Below are 23,632 nucleotides of genomic sequence, written 5' to 3'. Positions count from 1 at the left end.
TTATTGATTTTATTATGCAGCCATGTGGTCTTTAATGCGTTATCCTGATGATGCGACCGGTCATTGTTGTCGGAATAATGAGCGGAATGCAGTAAATTCTGAAACAGGCAGCAATTAATATCGGAGATAATAATGGGTGCAGAAAGTTTACTGGTCTTTCTTATTGTAGGTCTGGTCGCCGGCTGGCTCGCGGGTCAGGTCGTGCGCGGTGGTGGTTTCGGTTTGCTCGGAAATCTCGTCGTTGGTGTGATCGGCGCGTTTCTGGCGGGCTGGTTGTTGCCGCGTCTTGGTTTCGCGATTGGCGGCGGTGTCATTGCCGCGATTGTGAATGCATTTATCGGTGCTGTTATCTTGCTGGTCATACTGAGACTTGTAAAACGAGCGTGATCTTTTAAAATTCATTATTACAGCCTGCCGGAACAGAAACCGGCGGGCTTTCATTTGTCCTGACGCTTGTTTTAGTGAGTTGTGATGACGCCTCCCGCCCGTTTGCTGACCGGTCTGGTTCTCACTGCCGTTGCCGGTTTTGTTGATGCGCTCGCTTTCATTGAGCTGGGCGGTTATTTTGCCTCTTTCATGAGCGGGAATACAACGCAGCTCGGGTTGGCAATGAGCGGGCCCGATGGTCGCGCGCTGCAATTGCTGCGCGGACAAAGCCTGTTTATGCCGCTGTTGCTGATCGGGCTGTTTTTCACTGGGGCATTTCTTGCGTCTTTTATCAGTGCCCGTGAGCAGCACTGGTATTCAGCACGGGTTATGCTGCTGGTTATCACCCTTCTCTTAATCACCATGCTGCTTGGTCAGATCCAAGGACTGGCATCAATGCCGGTCATTTTGCTGGCGGCGGCAATGGGTGCGCAAAATGCTGTGTTTAAACCGCATGGGGCAGCACGGCTTGGTACAACTTTTGTGACCGGAACGATTTTTAACGCCGCGAATGATCTGGCGCATAGTTTACGCGGACAGGCTCCGCGTTACCGCTGGCTGCAGCATATTTATGTGTGGCTTTCACTGGTCTTTGGTGCAGCCTGCGGGGCTGTCTTATATACCGGCACGGGTATCTGGTCGCTTTTACTGCCCGTCGTGGTTCTGACCCTGATGCTGGTCTTTTACCGGCTCAAAGAGAAGTGAGGATCGCGCCTAAATAAATAAATGGCGCTCCTGCTCCACCAGACCGGAAATGTAACCAGCAACAATATGGATGCGGCGCAAGGTGCGGGCTGTTTCATGATAGGACAGCCAGTAGGAGCGCTTGATACGTTTATGGGGCAATATTTCGGTCAGATCGGAATATTCGCGGGCAATGAAACCGTGTAAAATACCGATGCCGGCTGCGGCTTTGACAGCTTCAACCTGTCCCAAAGCACTCGAAACCTCAAAGGCAGGCTGCCAGTCGCGGCTGATTTCCCGTGCATAATCCAGTGTCGGCGTGGCAACCAGATCCTCCACATAGCCGATCAGCCGGTGATGATTTAAATCCTCAACAGTGTGCGGTGTGCCGTAACGTTCAAGGTAGTCTTTGTGCGCATAAAGGCCGAGATTGTAGCCGGTGAGTTTACGGGCAATCAGTCTGCCGGTCTCCGGTCGCTCGACACTGATGGCAATATCAACTTCACGGCGTGAGAGTGAGAAAGAGCGGGGAACGGGCACGAGCTGAATGGTCAGATCGGGATAGAGTGCTGAGAAACGCGCCAGTCTGGGGCTGAGAAAATTCACGCCGAAGCCGTCCGGTGCGCCGATCCTGATTGTACCGGCCACAGTAATATCCGCATTGGCCAGATGGGCATGGGCGCTGAGCATTTCTGCTTCCATTTTTTCTGCGGAGAGCAGAAACTCTTCACCGGCCTGCGTGAGTTCCGAGCCATTGGTGCGCCTGTTGAGCAATGTGGTTTTCAGGCTGCTTTCAAGTGCGGTGAGTCTGCGTGAGACTGTTGTGTGGTTAAGGCCGAGCTTCTTGGCCGCGCCGAGAATTTGTCCGGAGCGGGCAACAGCCAGAAATATGCGAATATCATCCCAGTTCATGACTTAAGCTTATATATATTTTTGCACAACGGATACGCTTTTCACCTACTTGAAAACTATTTTTTGCAGGGTGATGATGGAACAGAGATTTTAAATTTGGGAGAGAGTTGTGATGAGACAGGTCGGGCATTTTATCGGCGGCAAGCATGTGGCAGGCGCAAGCGGCCGGACGACTGAATTTTATCAGCCTATGGATGGTGTGGTGCTGGGGCAGGTTGCTCTGGCGACCAAAGACGAAGTGCGTGCAGCGGTTGAAAATGCCAAGGCGGCGCAGCCTGGCTGGGCTGCAACCAACCCGCAGCGCCGTGCGCGTATTTTGCGCAAATTTCTGGAACTGGTTGAGGCTGAATATGACAGCCTTGCGGAATTGCTGGCGCGTGAACACGGTAAAACCATTCCTGATGCCAAGGGTGATATTCAGCGCGGTCTGGAAGTGATCGAATTCTGCCTTGGTGCGCCGCATCTGCTGAAAGGTGAATTTACAGATGCTGCCGGTACCGGCATTGATGTCTATTCCATGCGCCAGCCGCTCGGTGTTGTGGCCGGTATCACGCCATTCAACTTTCCGGCGATGATCCCGCTGTGGAAGGCTGGCCCTGCGATTGCTTGCGGCAATGCCTTTATTCTCAAACCTTCCGAGCGTGATCCGGGCGTGCCGATGCGTTTTGCGGAATTGTTTATGGAAGCCGGTCTGCCAGCCGGTATTTTCAACGTGGTCAATGGCGATAAAGATGCGGTTGATGCGCTGCTAGATGATCCGGATGTCAAGGCAATCGGCTTTGTCGGCTCCACACCGATTGCGCAATATATTTATGCCCGCGGCTGCGCTAATGGTAAGCGTGTTCAGTGTTTTGGCGGTGCCAAAAACCACATGATCATTATGCCGGATGCGGATATGGATCAGACGGTTGATGCGCTGATCGGTGCCGGTTACGGTTCTGCCGGTGAGCGTTGTATGGCGATCTCGGTTGCTATTCCCGTCGGTCACAACACCGCCGAGCGTCTGATGGATAAGCTCATCCCGCGTGTCGAAGCGCTGAAGGTTGGCCCGTCAACGGATGTGTCTGCCGATTACGGCCCGCTGGTGACAAAACAGGCTCTGGATCGTGTACGCGGTTATGTTGATCTCGGCGTGGAAGAAGGTGCCAAGCTGGTTGTTGATGGCCGCAATTTCAAAATGCAGGGCTATGAAAATGGCTTTTATCTCGGCGGCTGCCTGTTCGATCATGTGACCAGAGATATGCGCATTTACAAGGAAGAGATTTTCGGCCCTGTGCTCAGCGTTGTCCGTGCCAAGACTTATGAAGAAGCACTTTCCCTGCCGAATGACCATGAATATGGCAATGGTGTCGCGATCTTCACCCGCGATGGTGATGCCGCCCGCGACTTTGCCTCCCGTGTTCAGGTTGGCATGGTTGGTGTGAATGTGCCGATCCCGGTACCGATTGCCTATTACACATTCGGCGGCTGGAAAGGCTCCGGTTTCGGTGATCTCAACCAGCACGGCCCTGATGCTTTCCGCTTCTACACCAAGACCAAAACCGTGACCTCACGCTGGCCGTCGGGTGTTAAGGATGGTGCAGAGTTCGTCATTCCGACCATGAGCTAACACCCGACTTTTACTTGTTTGCATGTCCTCACCACTTCGTGGCTGCGGGCATGCGACGGGGTGTCAAGGATGGAGCTGAGTTTGTCATTCCGACCATGAGCTAACACCCGACTTTTACTTGTTTGCATGTCCTCACCACTTCGTGGCAGCGGGCATGCGGCAGGGTGTTAAGGATGGTGCAGAGTTCGTCATTCCGACCATGAGCTAACACCCGACTTTTACTTGTTTGCATGTCCTCACCACTTCGTGGCTGCGGGCATGCGACGGGGTGTCAAGGATGGAGCTGAGTTTGTCATTCCGACCATGAGCTAACACCCGACTTTTATCTGTTTGCATGTCCTCACCACTTCGTGGCTGCGGGCATGCGGCAGGTGTTAAGGATGGTTCAGAGTTTGTCATTCCGACAATGAGTTGATATTTCGGCTCTGGCGGGCTGCAAATGGCACTTTGCTCCACTTGCATTTTGAGTTTTTCATTAGCCCTAATCAGGGCTAATGAGGGCTCACATATTTTAGTACGCTCCGCTCCGGTTTTCGCAAAGCACCACTTTCGCCACGCCATAACCAAAATATTGGCAGCGTCTCATTCTGAAACCCCGTTTGCAAAAACGGGGTTTTTATTATGCATGCAAGGTCACAATTGGTGGATTTTCCTGACAAAACCGCCAGTGAACAAAGCCCGTTGCTCCGTGCCATTGATAAACAACCTGCGGTGACCGGACTTCTTCCTGTCGCCAACGGGTGTTTTCTGACATTCGGAGTTGTGCATCATGTATCTGGAATGTTTTCGCGTTATGGAGAATGCGCCGCAGATTATTTCCGGTCGTGCCGAGCGTGACTGGATGGATGGTTTTCACATCCGGTTTCCCTATCGCTGCCTGCCATTGACCATGGCCAATACGACAGGTTGGGAAATTTTGTGCCCGACAGATATCCGGATTTGCTGGAATGGCGGTAAGGATAAGACCGATGTCACTATATCTTGCCGCGATCGTGAATTTTCACATTTTGTGGAATCGCATTTCAGCCACGGCGTTGTGACTTTTCATACCGGTTATCTGTTCCGCACACCGCCGCAATGCGCATTGCTGGCAGGTGGTGCGCCCAACCATGTTAAGGATGGTATTCAGCCTCTGACCGGTCTTGTTGAGACAGACTGGCTGCCTTTTCCCTTTACCATGAACTGGATCATGACACGGCCGGGCATTGTGCGTTTTAAAAAAGGGGAGCCGTTCTGTTTTTTTCAACTGACGGAGCATCATAAAATGGATGCGGTCAAGCCGGTGATCCGCAGGATCGAGGACGCACCGGTTTTGCAGCAGGAATATGAAACATGGTCAAAGGTGCGGCGCGAATTTAATCAGAATCTTATGAATGGTGATGTGCAGACTGTTAAACAGGCATGGCAAAAATTTTATTTCAAAGGCGAAAAGCCGGATTCTGATGGTGAGGGGCAGGCGGAAGGGCATGTGAATAAACGACGTTTACATATGCCGGAAATCGCAGATCAGTCATCTGTTGAGATGCCGGCAGAGAGTGTGACTGACGCCTGAAAGACAGATTATCGTCTTTGCAGCCCTGTTTCTTATAAAATTGACTTTACTATAGAATCCGGCGGGGGTTCTATAGCGACATATTTATATTCATGCCGGATATCTTCCATGACCGTTTCTGCGCCGACAAGCACCAATGCCGTAATCGTTATTTCCAGCCATGTGGTGCGGGGCTCTATCGGTAACAGAGCGGCTGTTTTTGCGCTGGAGCGGCTTGGCTATCCGGTTTGGGCTGTGCCGACCGTTATTCTGCCATGGCATCCGGGGCACGGGCCTGCGGGGCGGATTATTCCTGATGCCGCGCAGTTTTCTTCCTTGATCGGTGATCTTGAACGCGCGCCATGGCTGGGTGAGGTGAGTGCTGTACTGACCGGTTTTATGAGCAATGCTGCGCAGGTTGAAGCCGTCGCGCATCTCATAGCTGCCATGAAAGCCAAAAATCCGAACCTGCAATATATTTGCGATCCTGTGATCGGGGATATGAAGGGGCTTTATGTGGCGGAAAGCACAGCCATTGCCATTCGTGATCTGTTGCTGCCGCTGGCCGATATCGCCACACCGAACCGTTATGAGCTGGGCTGGCTGACGGGAACGGAACCGGCTGACAATCAGCAATTGATGGAAGCCGCTTTGCGTGCAGGGCCGGAGACCATGCTGGTCACTTCAGCCTTTGCTCTGATGCGCGATAGTATCAGTAATGTTCTGGTGACACGCACGCAGGCTTTAATGGCTGAGCACCGGATTGTTCACGGACCCGGTAATGGTATGGGCGATCTGACCTCGGCTTTGTTCCTTGCCCGTAAGATGAGCGGCATGAATGAAGAAAAATCATTGCAGCTGACCACAGCTGCCGTGTTTGAAATTCTTGCCCGCGCAGCGAAACGCGGTGCGGATGAACTGATGCTGGAGGCCGATGCAGCGAGTCTGGAGCGGCCGATGGCCATGGTGCAGTTGCGCCGTCTGGTTCATCCAAATCACGGCCAGGTCGCGGGATGAGCGCCTTAGAGGCGCTCTTTTTGCATTGTGGGGCATCAAAGCTTGAAATTTTTTGTAGATAAAATTTTTTTTGATAGATTGTTTGATGCGATCAAAAAGAGCGGAAAATAGTCTGATTTTGGATGAAAACAGGTTGTTTTTGCCGGTTTGAGCCGAAAAATGCAGGGTAAATTGAGCAAGGCAATTTCTGCCCGATGTCTGTGCTGTGTGAAATTCTGACTAATCTTTGATTGATCTTGGCAAAATATGGGTTTATCGAAAAATCATGGTAGATCTTCCAGACACACTCCTCGCCGGTTACCGCAACTTCATGGCATCGGATTTTGCCGATGAAAGAATGCGCTATAAGGAACTCGCAGATCAGGGGCAGACACCGGAAACGATGGTCATTGCCTGCTGTGATTCCCGCGCAGCGCCGGAAATCATTTTCAATACCCGTCCGGGTGAAATCTTTGTTTTGCGCAATGTCGCGAATCTCATCCCGCCCTATGAGCCGGATGGTGAATATCATGCTGCTTCTGCAGCACTGGAATTCGCTGTGCAGAGCCTCAAGGTCAAGCATATTGTTGTACTTGGGCACGGGCGATGCGGTGGCATTAAAGCGGCGCTAGATACGGATAGCAGCCCGCTGTCTCCGGGTGACTTTATCGGCAAATGGATGAGCCTGCTGGCACCGGCTGCAGAGAATGTCACATCCAACACGCTGATGACACAGACAGAGCGGCAGACTGCGCTTGAGCGTATTTCAATCCGCTTCTCGCTGAATAATCTGCGCAGTTTCCCATGTGTTGATATTCTGGAGAAGAAGGGTCGTCTCTCCCTGCATGGTGCATGGTTCGATATTTCGACCGGTGAATTGTGGGTGATGGATTCGCAGACCGGCGATTTTATTCGTCCGGATACGGATGAAATGCCGGTGCAGCCTGAAAGTAATGAAACACCTGCTGCCTGAACCTGAATTCAGATAATAAAAAAACCGGCTTTTCAGCCGGTTTTTTGTTGTCTTTAAGTGACGATTATTTACCGTCGATTGCCTGACCCATAATGGCAATAGCCTGCTGGTAAACGGTTGCAGCGTTCCAGCCCTGAATTGCCACATAGTTTGGCTGACCCTGCTGGTAGCCTGCACCGGCACGCCAGCCGTGAGCTTTCAGGAAGTTGGCGGTCGAAGCCAGTGCATCGGCACGGGAGCCAACCATGTCGATATGGCCGTTGCCGTCACCGTCTGCACCAAATTTAATGACGCTGGATGGCAGGAACTGTGTCTGGCCGATTTCACCATGCATTGCGCCAACAGCATTCGGGCTGAGATCACCGCGCTGAATCAGCTGCAGAGCTGCATAAAGTTCATTGGTGAAGAATTCCGAGCGGCGGCAGTCATAGGCCAGTGTTGCAACAGCTGAAAGCGTGTGCTGTTTGCCAAGATAATTGCCAAAGCCGGTTTCCATGCCCCAGATGGCCAGCAACGGGCCGGCAGGAACGCCGTAGCGCTGTTCAATCTTGGCGAACAGGGCTGCATTCTGCTTTTTCAGGGTTTTACCACGATTGATGATTGTGGTTGAACCGCGCTTCTTCATGAAGTCGTCGAGCGACAGCTTGAAGCTTTTCTGGTTGCGGTCAGCATTAATGGTTGCTGTTGCGTATTTTACATTGTCCAGAGCGGACAATGCATTGCCTTTGATGCCGCGCGCTGCTGCTTCCTGTTTGAAGCCCTGCACCCATGCCGGAAAGCCAGCGCCGGTATTGCCGCACTGGGCTGCCTGTGCAACGCCGGAAACGGCCAGCACAGCGATTGATCCGCCGATTACACGAATTGCCAACTGGCGGAGAGAAGATTTGATAGTCTTTGACTGCATGAAGCTGCCTCGTTAGAACTTTGCTCGGATGCTTTATAGATTTATATGGTTAACAGGGTTTTACAGAAAATATAATTCCGGCCTGTATATATATGAATGACGGCGATGTCTGTTGAATGTGGTCTGAATGAGGCGCACTGTTTTTGTACAGTTCCGTTTGAGCCTGACCGCGTTTTTTAGGTCACAGTTTAAAATGGGCGGAAGCATTTTATATTTAATCACGCGTCTGATGATTGCTTCCTCTGTAAAGGACGCAGCAAAAGCTTGACTCATAAACTGCAGATCATGTAAAGAACGCGCGATAATTCCGCTATGAGTATATGTTCTCAGGCAGCCGACCGGGACCCGTATGGTATAAAGAGATCCCGGAGGTCAACATCCGACAGCGCAGAGCGCCCTCGGGTGCTGTTTTGCTTTGGATGCAGCTCCGGTTTATAAACCGTCTGTCATATATGATTTCGGGATGAACCTGCACTCAGATCCGGCACATGACCGGTCTGAACAGAGATTGGGAAATTTGGATGTTTGAATCACTTCAGGAGCGTCTTGGCTCTATTCTGAACGGTCTGACCGGACGCGGGGCTCTCTCCGAGTCCGATGTTGCAGGCGCGTTGCGAGAAGTGCGCCGTGCGCTGATTGAAGCGGATGTGTCGCTGGAAGTGGTTCGCTCATTTACTGACCGCGTACGTGAAAAAGCGGTTGGGGCGGAAATTCTGAAAAGCATCAAGCCTGGTCAGATGGTCGTTAAGATCGTCCATGACGAACTGGTGGAAATGCTCGGCACCGAAGGTGTGTCCATTGATCTGAATGCACCGGCACCGGTTGTGATCATGATGGTCGGTTTGCAGGGGTCGGGTAAAACCACCACCACCGGTAAGCTTGCCAAGCGCCTGACTGATCGCCAGAAGAAAAAAGTTCTGATGGCCTCGCTGGATACACGCCGTCCTGCCGCGCAGGAACAGCTGCGCCAGCTCGGAACGCAGGTCAGCGTTGATACATTGCCGATTATCGCCGGTCAGTCACCGGTAGAGATTGCCGCGCGCGCCGTACAGGCTGCCAAGCTCGGCGGGCATGATGTGGTGATCCTCGATACTGCGGGTCGTACGCATATTGACGAACCGCTGATGGTGGAAATGGCGGATATCCGCAAAGCCGCCAATCCGCATGAAATTCTGCTGGTTGCCGACAGCCTGACCGGTCAGGACGCTGTTAATCTGGCGCGTAACTTTGATGAGCGCGTTGGTATTACCGGTATCGTGCTGACCCGTATGGACGGTGACGGTCGCGGCGGTGCGGCGCTTTCGATGCGTGCGGTTACCGGCAAGCCGATTAAAGCGATTGCCACCGGCGAAAAAATGGATGCGCTGGAGGAGTTCTATCCGAAGCGTATTGCAGACCGTATTCTCGGCATGGGTGACATTGTTTCGCTCGTCGAAAAAGCGGCTGAAACCATTGATGCTGAAAAAGCAGCGGCAATGGCCAAGAAAATGCAGGCCGGCAAGTTCGATCTCAATGATCTGGCCGAGCAGCTCAAGCAGATGAAGAAGCTGGGCGGTATGGGCGGTATCATGGGTATGATGCCGGGCATGGCTGGCATGAAAGACAAGGCAGCAGCTGCCGGTCTTGATGACAAGCTGTTTGACCGCCAGCTCGCAATTATCGGTTCTATGACCAAGGCTGAACGCGCCAATCCGGATTTGCTGAAGCATAGCCGCAAGCAGCGTATTGCCAAAGGTTCGGGCAGCAATGCTGCTGACATTAACAAGCTTCTGAAAATGCATCGCCAGATGGCTGACATGATGAAAGTCATGGGCAAAGGCAAAGGCGGCATGATGAAACAGATGATGGGCGGCCTTGCCGGTAAAATGGGACTTGGTGGTCTCGGCGGTATGGGCGGCCTCGGGGGCGGAATGCCGGATCTGTCTAAAATGGACCCGAAACAGCTGGAAGCTCTGCAGAAACAGGCTGAAGCAGCCGGTTTTGGTAAGAGCGGCGGTATGCCGGGTCTCGGTGGTGGCCAAGGGATGGGATTGCCTGGCCTTGGCGGTCCGAAACTTCCTGGTCTTGGCGGCGGTCTGCCTGGCCTGCCTAAGAAGAAGTGAGCACGATGAGCGAACAACAGACAATTCCTGCCGAACTGCTCGCTTTGCGTGCATCTATCGATAATATTGATGCGGCGCTGATCCATATGCTTGCCGAGCGTTTTCGCTGCACAAAAGCTGTCGGTGTTCTGAAAGCCGAGCGCGGTCTGGCCGCTGCTGATCCGGCGCGTGAAAAACGACAAGTGGAACGTCTGCGTAACCTTGCGCAGGACGCCAGTCTCGACCCTGATTTTGCTGAGAAATTCCTGAACTTCATCGTGAAGGAAGTGATCCGGCATCATGAGCATACCGCCGCAAACCATACCGGACAGTGATGTTCGTTTTGCGGTGTAAAATACCATTGCGATCGTTTTAACGGTCGTATTTCAGAAATTGTTACTGTTTAAGTGACACGACATAAACTTTAAGGAAAACACTATGTCCCTGAAAATCCGTCTGGCACGCGCCGGCTCCAAGAAGCGCCCTTACTACCACATCGTTGTTGCAGACGTTCGCGCACCACGCGACGGCCGTTTCATCGAAAAGCTGGGTTCATGGAATGCAACCCTTGCTAACAAAGAAGAGCGCGTTGTTGTTAATGCAGAACGCATTCAGTATTGGATCGGTCACGGCGCACAGCCAACAGACCGCGTTCTGCGCTTCCTCGATCAGGCTGGTATTGCTAAGCGTGAAGCCGGCAACAACCCAACCAAAGGCGTACCAGGCAAAAAAGCTCAGGAACGTCTGGCAATGGCTAAGCAGGCTGAAGAAGAAGCCGCTGCAAAGGCTGCAGAAGCCGCTGAAGCAGCAGCTGCTGCCGCTGCTGCGCCTGCTGAAGAAGCTCCGGCTGCAGAGTAATTCTGAGCAAAGCATTTCCAGCAAAAGTGGGTACCGCCTTCGCGGGGAAATCAGTTCACAGGACTGATTTCTTTTCCCGCTTCGATGCGTAGGATAATGCGCTAAATAAAAATAGAGTTTTTGCGGGTTAATATCCGTGATTAAAAATACCGTGCCTCTGTAAAGCGGCACGGTATTTTTTTGTCTTAAAAGACCGGTTTGAAAAGCTGCGCATTATTTGTATTTTTCATATTTATTAAGTGTGTATTTTCAAATGGGATTTTGCGGTTTATTTATAACAAATGATCTGCGCGAAACTTGTGCAAGATGAGGAGATATCCATGACCGGTCAGACTTCTGCTGTAACAACAGTTCCGCTGAAAATGCGCTCGCTGCTTACACTTGTTTTATTGATGTTCATGCCACTTCTGGCAGCATGCGGCTTCAACACTATTCCGACCAATGAGGAAAAAGCAAAGGCGGCATGGAGCGAGGTACTGAACCAGTATCAGCGCCGTACCGATCTTATTCCTAATCTGGTGGAAACCGTTAAAGGATATGCTGCCCATGAGCAGGAAACGCTGACTGCGGTGATTGAAGCCCGTTCCAAGGCAACGCAGACACAGATTTCTCCGGAAATGCTGAATAATCCGGAATTGTTCAAACAGTTTCAGGATAATCAGGCCAATCTGAGCAGTGCTCTGTCCCGTCTGATGGTTGTGGTTGAGAAATATCCTGATCTGAAAGCCAATCAGAACTTCCTCGCGCTGCAATCGCAGCTGGAAGGCACGGAAAACCGTATTGCTGTGGCACGTCGCGATTATATTGAAGCGGTACGCGTTTATAATACCGGCCTGAAGACCATGCCGACCATGTTGTGGAAGACATTGTGGTTCTGGAACAATGAACCGATGCCGACTTTCACCATTGATCCGGCCTCGCAGGCTGCTCCTAAAGTACAGTTCAACTGATGACAGCGGGCAGGAGAAATCCTGCCCGTTCAACTTTTGCTGGCAATTTAGGAGAATGGTATGATTTCTGCCCGTCTCGCCGGTCTGCGTATCATTCCGGAACAAGCTGCTTTCCGGTTTGCACTGAAAATGTTTCTGGCGGTGCTGCTGCTGGCATTCGCAAATCTGGCCTATGCGCAAAGCACGGATAAACCGGCCATTGCTTTAACCGATCGTGTGGTTGATGCGGCGGGGGTGCTGTCCTTTGCGCAGGAGCAGGAGCTGATTAACAAACTCAGTGCCTATGAAAAAGAGTCATCCGATCAGATTGTGGTGGCAACGGTTCCAAGCCTCAATGGTATGGATATTGAGACCTATGCTAACCGGCTCTATCGTGCATGGGGTATTGGCCAGAAGAGCGAAAATAACGGTATTTTGCTGCTGGTAGCGCCCAATGAACGCAAAGTGCGTATTGAGGTCGGCTATGGTCTGGAGGGCACGGTAACGGATGCTCTCTCGGCAATCATTATCCAGAATGCGATCATTCCTGAATTCCGCAATGGCGATTATGGTACCGGCATTACCAAAGGTACCGATGATATTTTGCAGGTTCTGCGCGGAGAAGGGGCAGAATTACAGGCGCGCGCAAAACGCAATCAAAAAGAGGCCGCAGACCAGACGGACTGGATTGAAGTCATTTTTCTGATTTTCTGGATCAGTATTTTCTTCGGCGGTTTTGGTTTTACTTTGCTGGCTCCGGTTTTTGGCAGAAAAATCGGCCCCGGCCGATATGAATGGCTGGGTGTGACGATTGCACTGGGCGGCGGCGGTGGTTCTTCAGGGCGCGGCGGCTATGGAGGTGGTTTCGGTGGTGGCTTTGGCGGCGGTTCATCCGGCGGTGGCGGCTTCTCCGGTGGCGGTGGTTCATCGGGCGGCGGCGGCGCATCGGGCAGCTGGTAAAGGGGCAGGGCTATGACACATTCTCAGCGTAACCATATTTCTCAGGAAGACCGTCAGCGTATTGCCTCTGCCATTCGCGATGCGGAAGCGCAAACGGGGGGCGAAATTTATGCAGTGCTCGCGCAGCGCAGCGATGATTATTTTTATGTGGCGGGTTTTATTGCCTGTTGTGGTATGATCGTCACTGCAGTGATTGCTGCTTTTGTGGCGCATTATTACTGGTTTGATCTGTCACTGCCGAAATTCGCACTGGCTATTCTGGCGGCCTTCATATGTCTGGTCGCGCTTTTGGCTTTTGTACCTGCATTGCGCATGGTGCTGGTTCCGCATCGGGTGCGCTACCGGCGGGCACATTTGAATGCCTTGCAACAATTTATCGCCCGTAATGTGCATCTGACCAATAAACGCACGGGTATCCTGTTATTCGTCTCCCTCGCTGAACGCTATGCGGAAGTGGTGGCTGATGCGGGAATTAATGAGCGGGTCGATCAGCAGGAGTGGAATGCGATTGTTGCCACGCTCAGCCGCCATGCAGCACAGGGAAGTGTTGCGGAAGGGTTTGTTGAGTCGATTGCCAAAGCCGGCAACCTGCTGGCGCAGCATTTTCCTAAAGAGGACGGCGACAAAAACGAGCTGGAAGACCATCTGGTGGAACTATAAGAATTTTATCCACCGCTGATTTTTATTTTTGCAGCGGGTTTATGATTTTTAAGAACGATTTAATTTCACTTTTGCTTGTTTGCGGGTGAAAAAATCGAAAAAAACGGTTCTTTTGTCACAATTTGCTTGTTATTTGAGAGAAAGAGCAGGCCGAAGGTAATTTAGGCAGAGGCGGTCTGTATAATGAGGAGTTTTACAGTGAGTGCCGATACAGACCATACCGCTCAGACCAAATTCGTTGTCGATTATCAGAATATCTCTGAGCCTGTAGCTTCTCAGTTCGCTAAGCTGTTGTTTGAATGGGCGCCGGCGGAAGATATTGCCGCCTATGATGCCGGTGATATGGAAGAAGCTGCAAAGCTCGCTTTGAAAGCTCTTGGTTCCTATCAGGCCGATAAGCCAGTCATCAGCGTCGATAATGACAGTATTCTGCGCCGTCGCGGTCGTCCGCTGACAGTTGTAACTCTGATCAACCGCAATATGCCGTTTCTGCTCGATTCGACGATGGCGGAAATTCTCGAGCGCTCCGGCATGATCTATATGGTTGTGCATCCGGTACTCAATGTTGCCTTTAATGGCAGCAGCTATGAAGTTCATGGCGAAGCAACCTCCGGTAAATCTGTTGCAGGAACGGAACAGGTCAGTGTTATTCAGCTGCATCTGCCGCAACTGGATGAAAGCGCAAGAACAGCTCTGGAACAGGCGCTCGGAATGGTGCTGGGGCAGGTTTATGCTGCTGTCAGTGACTGGAAACCGATGCTGGCGCGTCTTGATGAGGTGATTGCCTCTTACAGCGCTGTCAAAGGTCTGCCGGAAACAGCGGAAGGCCGTGAAGCTATTGCGCTGCTCAAATGGCTGCGCGATGGTAATTTTACATTTCTGGGTATGCGTGAATTTCGTTACGATGCGGCTCAGGGTACGCTCATTCAGGCTGATGCACCATCGCTGGGTATTCTGCGTGATGAAGCTGTCCGCGTATTGCGTCAGGGGCAGGATAATGCTTCGATCGCACAGGAATTGCAGGACTTCCTCAAAGGTTCTGAAAGCCTGCTGATTACCAAAGGCAACAGCCGCTCGCTCGTCCATCGCCGCGAATATATCGACTATATCGGTATCAAACTGTTTGATGCAGACGGTAAAGTAACCGGCGAAATGCGTCTGGTCGGATTGTTCACTTCGACGGCCTATACATCTTTCCTGAGCACGATTCCTTATCTGCGCGGTAAAGCGGAAGCAGTAATCGGTCGTCTGGGCTTCAATGCTGCTGACCATTCCGGCAAGGCTCTGGTGCGAGTGCTGGAAGATTATCCGCGTGATGACATGTTCCAGATTGATCTGGATGCCCTGACCGATCATGCTGAACTGATCGTGGCATTGGATGAGCGTCCGCGTGTGCGTGTGCTGCCGCGTATTGACCGTTTCAGCCGTTTTGTCAGTGTGCTGGTCTATCTGCCGCGCGACCGCTATGACTCGGTGGTGCGTGAAGCAATCAGCAATTATCTGATGGATGTTTATCACGGGGAATCCGTGGAGTTCCATCCGGTTTTCCTTGATAAAGGCGTGACCCGCGTTCAGTTCATCATCCGCCGCCATGACGGCAGCGTGAGCGAAATGGCACGTGAGGCTCTGGAAAAGCAGATCCGCACTTTCGTTCGCACATGGGAAGATGGTGTGCGTGATGCGGCAGAGGAAAGCTCGCAGACTTTCGCCCCGCGTGTGATCAGTCTGGCTTCCGGTTTTCCGGAATCCTATCGCGAGACCTTTAACGAATCCGAAGCGCTTGTTGATGCCGTACGTATTGAGGCGCTGACTGAAGAAAATCCGCTTTATGTTGATTTTTATCGTTATGACACACAGGAACCGCAGGCGGCTTTCCTGAAACTCTATCATTTCGGTGAAGCTCTGGCTTTGTCACAGCGCGTGCCGCTGCTGGAGAATATGGGTTTTCGTGTCATCAGCGAGCAGACCTTCGCTCTTCCGGTGCAGACGGCTACCGGTGGCAAGAACATGGTGCATGTCCATGATATGCTGATTGTCAGCGCATCGGACAAAGCCGTTGATCTCAGCGATGACGGTGATCTGCTGGATGATGTGTTCCGCACTGTATGGAGCGGACAGGCGGATAATGACGGTTATAACGGCCTTGCACAGAGCGGACGTCTGACAGCACGCCAGATTATGATCCTGCGTATGTATGGCCGTTATCTGCAGCAGGCTGGTATTACTTATTCGCAGGACTTTATTGCTGCAGCACTCAATCGTTATCCGGATATTGCCGCGCATCTCTATACATTGTTTGACCTGCGCTTTAATCCGGTGCTGGCAAAACAGGCGGATACAGAAGCGAAAGAACGCGCTGTTGTTGAAGCCATTGAAACCGCTTTGCAGGCTGTACCAAGCATTGATGATGACCAGATTTTGCGTCGTTACCGCAATCTGATTGAAGCTTCTCTGCGCACCAATGCCTATATGCATGACAAGGACGCTAATGCGCCGGTGACACTGGCGATCAAACTTAACCCGCGTGCTGTGGACGGCCTGCCGGAACCACGCCCTTACCGCGAAATCTTCGTCTACGGGCCGGAAGTGGAAGGTGTTCACCTGCGCTTTGGCGCTGTGGCGCGTGGCGGCTTGCGCTGGTCTGACCGTGCGCAGGATTACCGCACAGAAGTGCTGGGTCTGGTGAAGGCACAGCAGGTAAAGAATGCGGTGATTGTGCCGGGTGGTGCGAAGGGCGGCTTCTATCCGAAGCGTCTGCCGGTTGGCGGTGATCGCAATGCGGTGTTTGAAGCAGGGCGTGCTGCTTACATTACTTTCATTTCAACCATGGTTTCGATCACCGATAATATTATCGAAGGCAAGATCGTGCCGCCGGTCGATGTTATCCGTCAGGACAGTGATGATCCGTATTTCGTGGTTGCGGCGGATAAGGGCACAGCAACTTTCTCTGATACGGCCAATGCGATCAGTCAGGCACAGCATTTCTGGCTGGATGATGCTTTTGCTTCCGGTGGTTCAGCCGGTTATGACCATAAGAAAATGGCCATTACCGCCCGTGGCGCATGGGAGGCAGTGAAGCGTCATTTCCGCGAAATGGATATTGATATCCAGACCACGCCATTCACTGTTGCCGGTGTGGGCGATATGTCCGGTGACGTATTCGGTAACGGCATGTTGCTGTCGCCGAAAATCAAACTGGTAGCTGCATTTGACCATCGCGACATCTTTATTGATCCGATGCCGGATACCGATATCGGTTTTGCGGAACGTCAGCGTCTGTTCAACGTGCCGCGCTCCAGCTGGCAGGATTATGACCGCTCCAAAATCTCTGCCGGTGGTGGTGTATTCAGCCGCTCGCAGAAGGTGATTACGCTTTCTGAAGCGGCAGCCGAGGCCATTGGTCTGGGCAAACTGACCGCAAGCCCGAATGAAGTGATCGGTGCGATCCTGCGTGCGCAGGTTGATCTGCTGTGGTTCGGTGGTATCGGCACCTATATCCGTGCGAACGAAGAAAGTGATGCACAGGTCGGTGACCGTGCCAATGATGCGATCCGTATTACCGGTCGTGAGGTTCGAGCCAAAGTGATCGGTGAGGGCGCTAATCTGGGTGCCACCCAGCGCGGCCGTATCGAATACAGCCTCAATGGCGGTCGTTGTAATACCGATGCGATTGACAATTCGGCCGGCGTGAATTCGTCGGACGTTGAGGTCAATATCAAGATTGCTCTGACACCAAGCCTGCAGGATGGCCGTCTGACCCGTGAAGCACGCGACGTGCTGCTGGCACAGATGACTGATGAAGTGGCAGCACTGGTGCTGCATAATAATTATGAGCAACCGCTGGCTCTGTCGCTGGTTGAAAAACGCGGTGCATCCGAACTGCCATATCTGATGCGGATGATGTCGTCTCTGGAACGCCGCAAACTGCTGGATCGCAAGGTGGAATATCTGCCGGATGATCAGGTGCTCGCAGACCGCCAGAAACGCGGAGAGGCGCTGACCCGTCCTGAACTGGCCGTGCTTCTGGCCTATGGCAAAATGGTACTGTCCGATGATCTGATCGCCAGCAATCTGCCGGATGATACCTATCTGCATTCGCGCCTGTTCGGCTATTTCCCGCAGGAAATGCAGGAGCGATTTGCCAAGGATATTACCCATCACCGTCTGCATCGCGAAATCATTGCAACGCTCCTGTCCAATGATGCGATTAATCGTTGCGGGCCAACATTTATCAGTCGTCTGAATGATCTGACAGCTGAGGCACCGGCAGAAATTCTGCGGTCTTATGTAGCTGTGGCTGATGGTTTTGAAACCGAGCAGCTCTATCAGGCGATTAATGCGCTGGATAATAAGATTCCGGGCAAAGTGCAGAATGAATTCTACGCGCTGGTTGGGGAAATGTTGTTCTCAACCACCGCATGGGTGCTGCGCAATAACCGTTTTGATGCGACTTTGAGTGAAATGGTCAGCGCGGTGAAGCGGACACGCATGGCGCTGGAGCCGAAGCTCGAAGAGCTGATGCCTGATTTCATTGCGGATCTGATTACCGCAGATACAGCAAAATATATCGCCAAAGGTGCCGGTGAAGCGCTGGCGCGCAAACTTGCCCGACTACAGTCGGCTAAGCTGATGGCGGATATCGCGCTGATTGCCTATCAGGGCAAGGCAGAGCTGATGACCGCTGCGACGGCTTATTTCAAAATTGTTGATGCGTTCCGCATCGCCAATATTGAAAAGGCTGCGTCTGCGGTGCCGGTGACAGATTATTATGATGGTCTGGCATTGTCGCGTGCGACAGACACGATCACACAGGCAACCCGTGCTGTGACGATGGAAGCGCTCACCAAATTCAAAGGTGAGGCTGATCCGGTACAGAGCTGGCTGACCCGTGATGCCGAGCGGATTGACGGTGTGCGTCAGCGCATGATTGCACTGACAGAAGGCGGAGATCTGAGTGTTTCCCGTCTGGCCGTGGCAGCCGGTTTCATGGCGGATCTTGCGGGCTGATCATCGCTTGATTAACGACATAACAGAAAGGGCTGGTGTTAAACCGGCCCTTTTGTTTTAAATAGCCGAAATGATGAATTGGGGGCAGTGATTTGAGCATCACACATCCGTCTGCAGAACGACCGACGCATGACAGCGTATGGAATAAGGGCATCTGGGGTTGGATGTTTTTCGACTGGGCGGCTCAGCCGTTTTTTACCGTCGTAACCACTTTCATTTTTGGCCCTTATTTTATCTCGCGTATGTCGGCTGATCCGGTGGCAGGACAGGCGGCATGGGGCTACGGCGTGGCTTTTGCGGGCATCGTCATCGCAATTTTGTCTCCGGCGCTGGGCTCAATTGCTGATAAAACCGGTGCAAGAAAACCGTGGATCGGTTTCTTTGCTGTCATCAAAATCATCAGCCTGACTTTGCTGTGGTTCGCGGAACCGGGATCAAGCTATGTCTGGGTTCTGCTGGCCTTCATCTGCGCTTCTGTTGCCGCAGAATTCTCCATTGTTTTCAACGATTCCATGATGCCGAGGCTGATTCCAGCCTCGCATATCGGGCGGGTGTCGAATTTTGCATGGGGGCTGGGTTATCTCGCCGGAATGATCGTGCTGATCTTTGTCGTCACCTGTCTGGCAGCCTCGCCGGAAACAGGAAAAACGCTGATCGGCATTGAACCACTCTGGCATCTAGATGCACTGAAAGGTGAGGATGCCCGTATCACGGGGCCGATTGCAGCGCTGTGGTATCTGATTTTCATTCTGCCGATGTTTATCTTCACGCCGGATCAGGAAAAGGGCATGGGGCTGAAAGCCGCCATTGGCGAAGGTCTGGCAGAGCTGAAAGAAACGCTGCATGAAGTGCGCAAAAAGGCGGCTCTGTTCCGTTTTCTGATCGCGCGGATGATCTATCAGGATGGCGTCAATGCATTGCTGGCGCTGGGCGGCGGTTTTGCTGCGGCGATGTTTGGTTGGTCAATCACCGAGATTGGTCTGTTCGGTATTATCCTCAATGTCGTGGCGATTTTCGGCTGCTGGTTTGCCAGCTATGTGGATAGCTGGTTCGGCTCCAAATGGGTGGTGGTGATATCGCTGGTGCTGTTGCTGATTGCCACATTGGGCATTGTTTCTACAGGGCCGGACTACACGCTTTATGGTCTGGTACATTTTCCGCCCGACAGTAATACAGGTCTGTTTTCCTCCGGTGGAGAAAAAGCCTATCTGGCTTTCGGGATGCTGATCGGCATTGCTTTCGGGCCGGTGCAGGCGTCTTCCCGCTCGTGGTTTGCCCGCAGTGTCGAGCCCCATGAGGCAGGACGCTATTTCGGTATTTATGCACTGGCCGGACGCGCAACCAGTTTTCTGGCACCGTTTCTGGTGGCGAGCATGACAGCAGCCAGCGGCTCACCGCGCCTTGGTATTGCGGTACTGGTTCTGTTTTTTGTGGCCGGACTATATCTGGCGGTCAGAACGCCTTATCCGGCAAAATCAGAATAATAAAAAAGGCGGCTGAAAAGCCGCCTTTTTTATTTGAGTATGCCTGTTAGTGGCGGAAGTGGCGCATGCCGGTAAAGACCATGGCAATGCCTGCTGCATCAGCCGCTGCAATCACTTCATCATCACGCATAGAACCACCCGGCTGGATAACAGCTGTGGCACCGGCTTCAACTGCCGAGATCAGGCCATCAGCAAACGGGAAGAAAGCATCGGAAGCAACAACTGAGCCTTTGGTAAGCGGCTCGCCGCCAGCTACTGCTGCTGCATCTTCTGCCTTGCGCGCTGCAATACGGGAAGAGTCAATGCGGCTCATCTGGCCTGCGCCGACACCAACAGTTGCGCCGTCTTTAACATAGACAATCGCATTGGACTTAACGTGTTTGGCAACACGGAAAGCAAATTTCAGGTCAATCATTTCCTGTTCGGTTGGTGCGCGCTTGGTAACGACTTTAAGGTCGAGATCATCAACATTGCCATTGTCACGGTTCTGGATCAGCAGGCCGCCGGCAACGGTTTTAGCGGCAATGCCCGGTGCGCGGACATCCGGCAGACCGCCGGTTACCAGCAGACGCAGGTTCTTCTTGGCGGCAACAATTGCCTGTGCTTCCGGTGTTGCATCCGGTGCGATAATCACTTCAGTGAAAATCTTGACGATTTCCTCAGCAGCTTCCGCATCCAGTGTACGGTTGAGAGCGACAATGCCGCCGAAAGCCGAAACTGTATCGCAGGCATAGGCCTTGAGATAAGCGTCTTTCAGCGATGTACCTTCAGCTACACCGCACGGATTGGCGTGCTTGATGATTGCAACGGCTGCGACCTTCGCCGGATCAAATTCTGCCACCAGTTCATAGGCCGCATCTGTATCATTGATGTTGTTGTAGGACAGCTGCTTGCCCTGAAGCTGGGTGGCGGTGGCCACACCGGCGCGGGTTTCACCGGTCAGATAGAAACCGGCCTGCTGATGCGGGTTTTCACCATAACGCATCACGGAATGCAGTTTACCGGCGAGTGCACGGTGCAGTGGTGCTTCTTCCTTTGTGGTTTCAGCAAACCAGCCGGAAATTGCGGCATCATAAGCAGCGGTACGGGCAAAAGCCTTACCGGCCATGCGCTGACGAAAAGCATAAGGCAGGGAACCGTTACCGGTTTCCAGTTCAGCAACAACGCTGTCATAATCGTTAGGATCGGTGACGATGGTCACATAGGCATGGTTTTTGGCGGAAGCGCGGATCATCGCAGGGCCGCCGATGTCGATATTTTCAACGGTGGTGTCGTAGTCACCGCCCTGATAGCGCACTTCTTCAAACGGATAGAGATTGATTACTACCAGATCGATGCCGGTAATATTGTGGGCTTCCATCGCCGCAACATGTTCTGGATCATTACGCACAGCGAGCAGACCGCCGTGAACGCCCGGGTGCAATGTCTTGACGCGGCCATCCATGATCTCAGGGAAATTGGTAATTTCCGAAACGTCGCGCACCGGAATACCCGCTGCTGCGATGGATTTGGCGGTACCGCCGGTGGACAGAAGCTCAACGCCCTTTGCGTGCAAAGCGCGGGCAAAGTCTACCAGACCGGTTTTATCCGATACGGAAAGCAGTGCGCGGCGCACAGGGAAAAGATCAGGAGCGGGAATATGTTTGGAGCTGACAGCCATGACGGTCTCTTTGTGCTTTATGTCGGGACAATGCGTCTGGACGGATCTGATTACCCGTCGCATACATCAATCCGGTAAAGTGGGACAAAGGCGGCGTATCACAGGCGCGCGAGGAATCCTAGATTTTTATGACATTCATACATACTGACCAAGGCCGGTGCGGGTAAAGCGCCAGCTGACGTGGTCACTCGCTGTCGCAGAGAAGGTCAGCACGATCTGGCGCGAGCGCACAGGCCCACGGAAACCGGCGAAGAAGATGGAATCTTCAAGCTGCGGCATGACATCGGCACAGGAAAATGCCCAGCTGTCATCGTGATCGGCGGTCAGATGCACCACACCGTCTTCATCCATGCGGATATAGACCTGCGGATGAATATGAAAGCGCACTGTCACCAGATCGGATTGCTGTTTGTTTTTACCGCTGCGCGTGGTTTTCAGATGCGACTTGATAAAGCGGTCAACACCTTCAATCAGACTGCCATTATGAGAGAGCACAACCTGACGCTCATGGGTATAGCCGAACAGCCGCACATAACCGTCATGACTGGCAACAAAACCCTGTTCGCCCATACCTTCCAGTCGTTGACGTCTGACACTGGTCGGGCCTGCAATAATTGGTGTGCCGAGAACGCTGGAAATGCTGGAATTGAGGCTGAAACGGCACGAAGACGTGTCGTTGATCGTTGCCGTGGAATGGGCCGCTGTGGTGCGGCCAAGCGGCCGGAATTCCGGCGGGCCGTAACGGTCGATACCGGAATTGACAATGTAACGCTGGCGACCGGAGGACATTTCAAATGCCAGACAACCGGCATGGGCATCGCGTGATGCGGTGACCGGTGGCGGCAGACCCGTATCGGCAATGATTGTGGTCGAGCCCATATGCAGGCGCTCATAGCCGGAATGCGGTGCATGAGTGAGCGGCGCGCCATCCGTTTCATCATGGCGCAACACGGAAATCAGACGCTCCGGCAAGGTAGGTCCCACGCCATTGAACAATGCCAGACTGCCATCCTGATGACGGAAGAAACGCAAGGCTGGCAGCATACGCTCAACGGTTTCAATCAGAGCTTTGGGCGGCGATTCATTGCCGTTGCTATAGGTCTGGCGCAGTGGCAGCAGATCGGCCAGCAATTCCAGAATAGCAGCAGGATTGCGCGAAATATGGCCGCCATCGGCCAGTATCTGCCGGTTCAGCTCATATTCAAGATGGCGGCGTGCCGAACGCGCCATGGATTGCGAGACCGGCAGTGCAAGACTGGCAAAAGCCAGCGCAATACGTGCGCGTAATTTATCTTCACCATCATCCATCACACCGGTCATGGTGCGCAAATAGCGTACCTGCATCGCCAGCGAGCGCATGAATTTGCGATAGGTGGCGAGATCGGAGGTGGCAAGAATGATGTTGGAATGCTGGAGCCATGCGATAATGCGCTGCGCGGTAATTTCCGGCGACCAGGCAATGCCTTCAATGCGCTTGCCATGCATACGGATCCAGTCTTCGACCAGAGCGCGGGCATTGACCATAGCCAGTTCGGTTCCGGCGGCGCGCATATTGCGAAGCCAGCCAAAGGAATGCAGCGAGGCTTCCCATGCATCTGTCGGTGGTTCAATGGCAAAAGGGGAGATGCCGCCGGTTTCCACCAGACGACCGGCCAGCGCATAGCGGCCGTGATAAAATTCCTGTGCCAGCTGCGGATCAGCAACGCGCAAATCCGGCGGAGCAATCAGCACGCGTTCCGGTGTAAAGCCGGAAAAACGCCAGCGAAACATCGGCCCGCGCCGCACACGTCTGCTGAAACGTCGCCAGCCTTGGGCAACGGCCAGTGTCCACAGATGCGGGGTTTCGCTCAGCGCGACATTCACGGCAGGGTACTCCTTAGAGCGTATCGGTACGGACAAATCCGGCGGCGATATGCTTCGTTATTCATGCGCTATGATCTATCATTCCACGGCAATAG

At 52.8% G+C, this 23,632-nt stretch carries 18 protein-coding genes; 14 read left to right on the top strand and 4 right to left on the bottom strand.

All coding sequences use genetic code 11. The features are described 5' to 3' along the window. Positions 1-132 precede the first annotated feature (132 nt). Both F7P81_RS16450 and F7P81_RS16445 read left to right on the top strand, forming a co-directional pair. A complete protein-coding gene (locus F7P81_RS16450) occupies positions 133-387 on the top strand; it encodes a GlsB/YeaQ/YmgE family stress response membrane protein (RefSeq protein ID WP_022709794.1) in 255 nt (84 codons plus the stop codon). An 84-nt stretch (positions 388-471) separates the two neighbouring features. Then, complete coding sequence (locus F7P81_RS16445; protein ID WP_151160301.1) at positions 472-1,131, top strand: YoaK family protein; 660 nt, start codon at positions 472-474, stop codon at positions 1,129-1,131. 9 nt (positions 1,132-1,140) lie between these two features. Here F7P81_RS16445 and F7P81_RS16440 read toward each other — a convergent pair whose 3' ends face one another. Continuing rightward, positions 1,141-2,022 carry a LysR family transcriptional regulator gene (locus F7P81_RS16440; RefSeq protein ID WP_151160300.1) on the bottom strand — a complete coding sequence of 294 codons (882 nt, stop codon included), beginning with the start codon at positions 2,020-2,022 and terminating at the stop codon, positions 1,141-1,143. A 112-nt stretch (positions 2,023-2,134) separates the two neighbouring features. Here F7P81_RS16440 and F7P81_RS16435 point away from each other — a divergent pair, with 112 nt between their 5' ends. The 4 genes from F7P81_RS16435 to F7P81_RS16420 all read left to right on the top strand — a co-directional run bounded on the left by F7P81_RS16435 (position 2,135) and on the right by F7P81_RS16420 (position 7,131). Further along, the gene (locus F7P81_RS16435; protein ID WP_151160344.1) at positions 2,135-3,631 is read left to right on the top strand and encodes a CoA-acylating methylmalonate-semialdehyde dehydrogenase; all 1,497 of its coding nucleotides are present in this window, start codon (positions 2,135-2,137) and stop codon (positions 3,629-3,631) included. A gap of 769 nt (positions 3,632-4,400) precedes the next feature. Beyond that, positions 4,401-5,183: a DUF6065 family protein gene (locus F7P81_RS16430; RefSeq protein WP_151160299.1), complete on the top strand. Its 783-nt coding sequence runs from the start codon at positions 4,401-4,403 to the stop codon at positions 5,181-5,183. Between the two features lie 108 nt (positions 5,184-5,291). After that, positions 5,292-6,179, top strand: coding sequence for a pyridoxal kinase PdxY (gene pdxY / locus F7P81_RS16425; RefSeq protein ID WP_022709789.1), 888 nt, complete (start codon positions 5,292-5,294; stop codon positions 6,177-6,179). A 265-nt stretch (positions 6,180-6,444) separates the two neighbouring features. Then, positions 6,445-7,131: a carbonic anhydrase gene (locus F7P81_RS16420; protein ID WP_075657241.1), complete on the top strand. Its 687-nt coding sequence runs from the start codon at positions 6,445-6,447 to the stop codon at positions 7,129-7,131. Between the two features lie 64 nt (positions 7,132-7,195). On the opposite strand, the gene F7P81_RS16415 is transcribed toward F7P81_RS16420, so the two are convergent. Continuing rightward, entirely contained in the window at positions 7,196-8,035 is an 840-nt protein-coding gene (locus tag F7P81_RS16415) for a lytic murein transglycosylase (RefSeq protein ID WP_022709787.1), read from the bottom strand. A 521-nt stretch (positions 8,036-8,556) separates the two neighbouring features. Here F7P81_RS16415 and ffh point away from each other — a divergent pair. The 8 genes from ffh to F7P81_RS16375 all read left to right on the top strand — a co-directional run bounded on the left by ffh (position 8,557) and on the right by F7P81_RS16375 (position 20,014). Next, positions 8,557-10,137, top strand: coding sequence for a signal recognition particle protein (ffh, locus tag F7P81_RS16410; protein ID WP_151160298.1), 1,581 nt, complete (start codon positions 8,557-8,559; stop codon positions 10,135-10,137). After that, positions 10,134-10,451 carry a chorismate mutase gene (locus F7P81_RS16405; protein ID WP_028233597.1) on the top strand — a complete coding sequence of 106 codons (318 nt, stop codon included), beginning with the start codon at positions 10,134-10,136 and terminating at the stop codon, positions 10,449-10,451. Before ffh ends, F7P81_RS16405 begins: the two co-directional genes overlap by 4 nt. Positions 10,452-10,554: 103 nt before the next feature. Continuing rightward, the gene (gene rpsP / locus F7P81_RS16400; RefSeq protein WP_022710765.1) at positions 10,555-10,974 is read left to right on the top strand and encodes a 30S ribosomal protein S16; all 420 of its coding nucleotides are present in this window, start codon (positions 10,555-10,557) and stop codon (positions 10,972-10,974) included. Between the two features lie 320 nt (positions 10,975-11,294). Further along, entirely contained in the window at positions 11,295-11,924 is a 630-nt protein-coding gene (locus tag F7P81_RS16395; RefSeq protein WP_022710766.1) for a LemA family protein, read from the top strand. 144 nt (positions 11,925-12,068) lie between these two features. Beyond that, a complete protein-coding gene (locus F7P81_RS16390) occupies positions 12,069-12,863 on the top strand; it encodes a TPM domain-containing protein (RefSeq protein WP_374828096.1) in 795 nt (264 codons plus the stop codon). 12 nt (positions 12,864-12,875) lie between these two features. Then, entirely contained in the window at positions 12,876-13,523 is a 648-nt protein-coding gene (locus F7P81_RS16385) for a TPM domain-containing protein (RefSeq protein ID WP_075657243.1), read from the top strand. 198 nt (positions 13,524-13,721) lie between these two features. Beyond that, positions 13,722-18,530: an NAD-glutamate dehydrogenase gene (locus F7P81_RS16380; RefSeq protein WP_425499965.1), complete on the top strand. Its 4,809-nt coding sequence runs from the start codon at positions 13,722-13,724 to the stop codon at positions 18,528-18,530. A gap of 164 nt (positions 18,531-18,694) precedes the next feature. Then, positions 18,695-20,014: an MFS transporter gene (locus F7P81_RS16375; RefSeq protein ID WP_151160342.1), complete on the top strand. Its 1,320-nt coding sequence runs from the start codon at positions 18,695-18,697 to the stop codon at positions 20,012-20,014. 46 nt (positions 20,015-20,060) lie between these two features. Here the strand turns inward: F7P81_RS16375 and purH are convergent, their stop codons facing one another. Next, a complete protein-coding gene (gene purH / locus F7P81_RS16370) occupies positions 20,061-21,674 on the bottom strand; it encodes a bifunctional phosphoribosylaminoimidazolecarboxamide formyltransferase/IMP cyclohydrolase (RefSeq protein ID WP_151160296.1) in 1,614 nt (537 codons plus the stop codon). A gap of 135 nt (positions 21,675-21,809) precedes the next feature. Continuing rightward, positions 21,810-23,537, bottom strand: coding sequence for a heparinase II/III family protein (locus F7P81_RS16365; protein ID WP_151160295.1), 1,728 nt, complete (start codon positions 23,535-23,537; stop codon positions 21,810-21,812). Positions 23,538-23,632: the final 95 nt, after the last annotated feature.

The organism is Pseudochrobactrum saccharolyticum (genome assembly GCF_008801715.1).
GTDB lineage: Bacteria > Pseudomonadota > Alphaproteobacteria > Rhizobiales > Rhizobiaceae > Pseudochrobactrum > Pseudochrobactrum saccharolyticum.
Note: the sequence above shows the minus strand (reverse complement) of the source record. Positions and strands in the feature narration are given on the sequence as shown.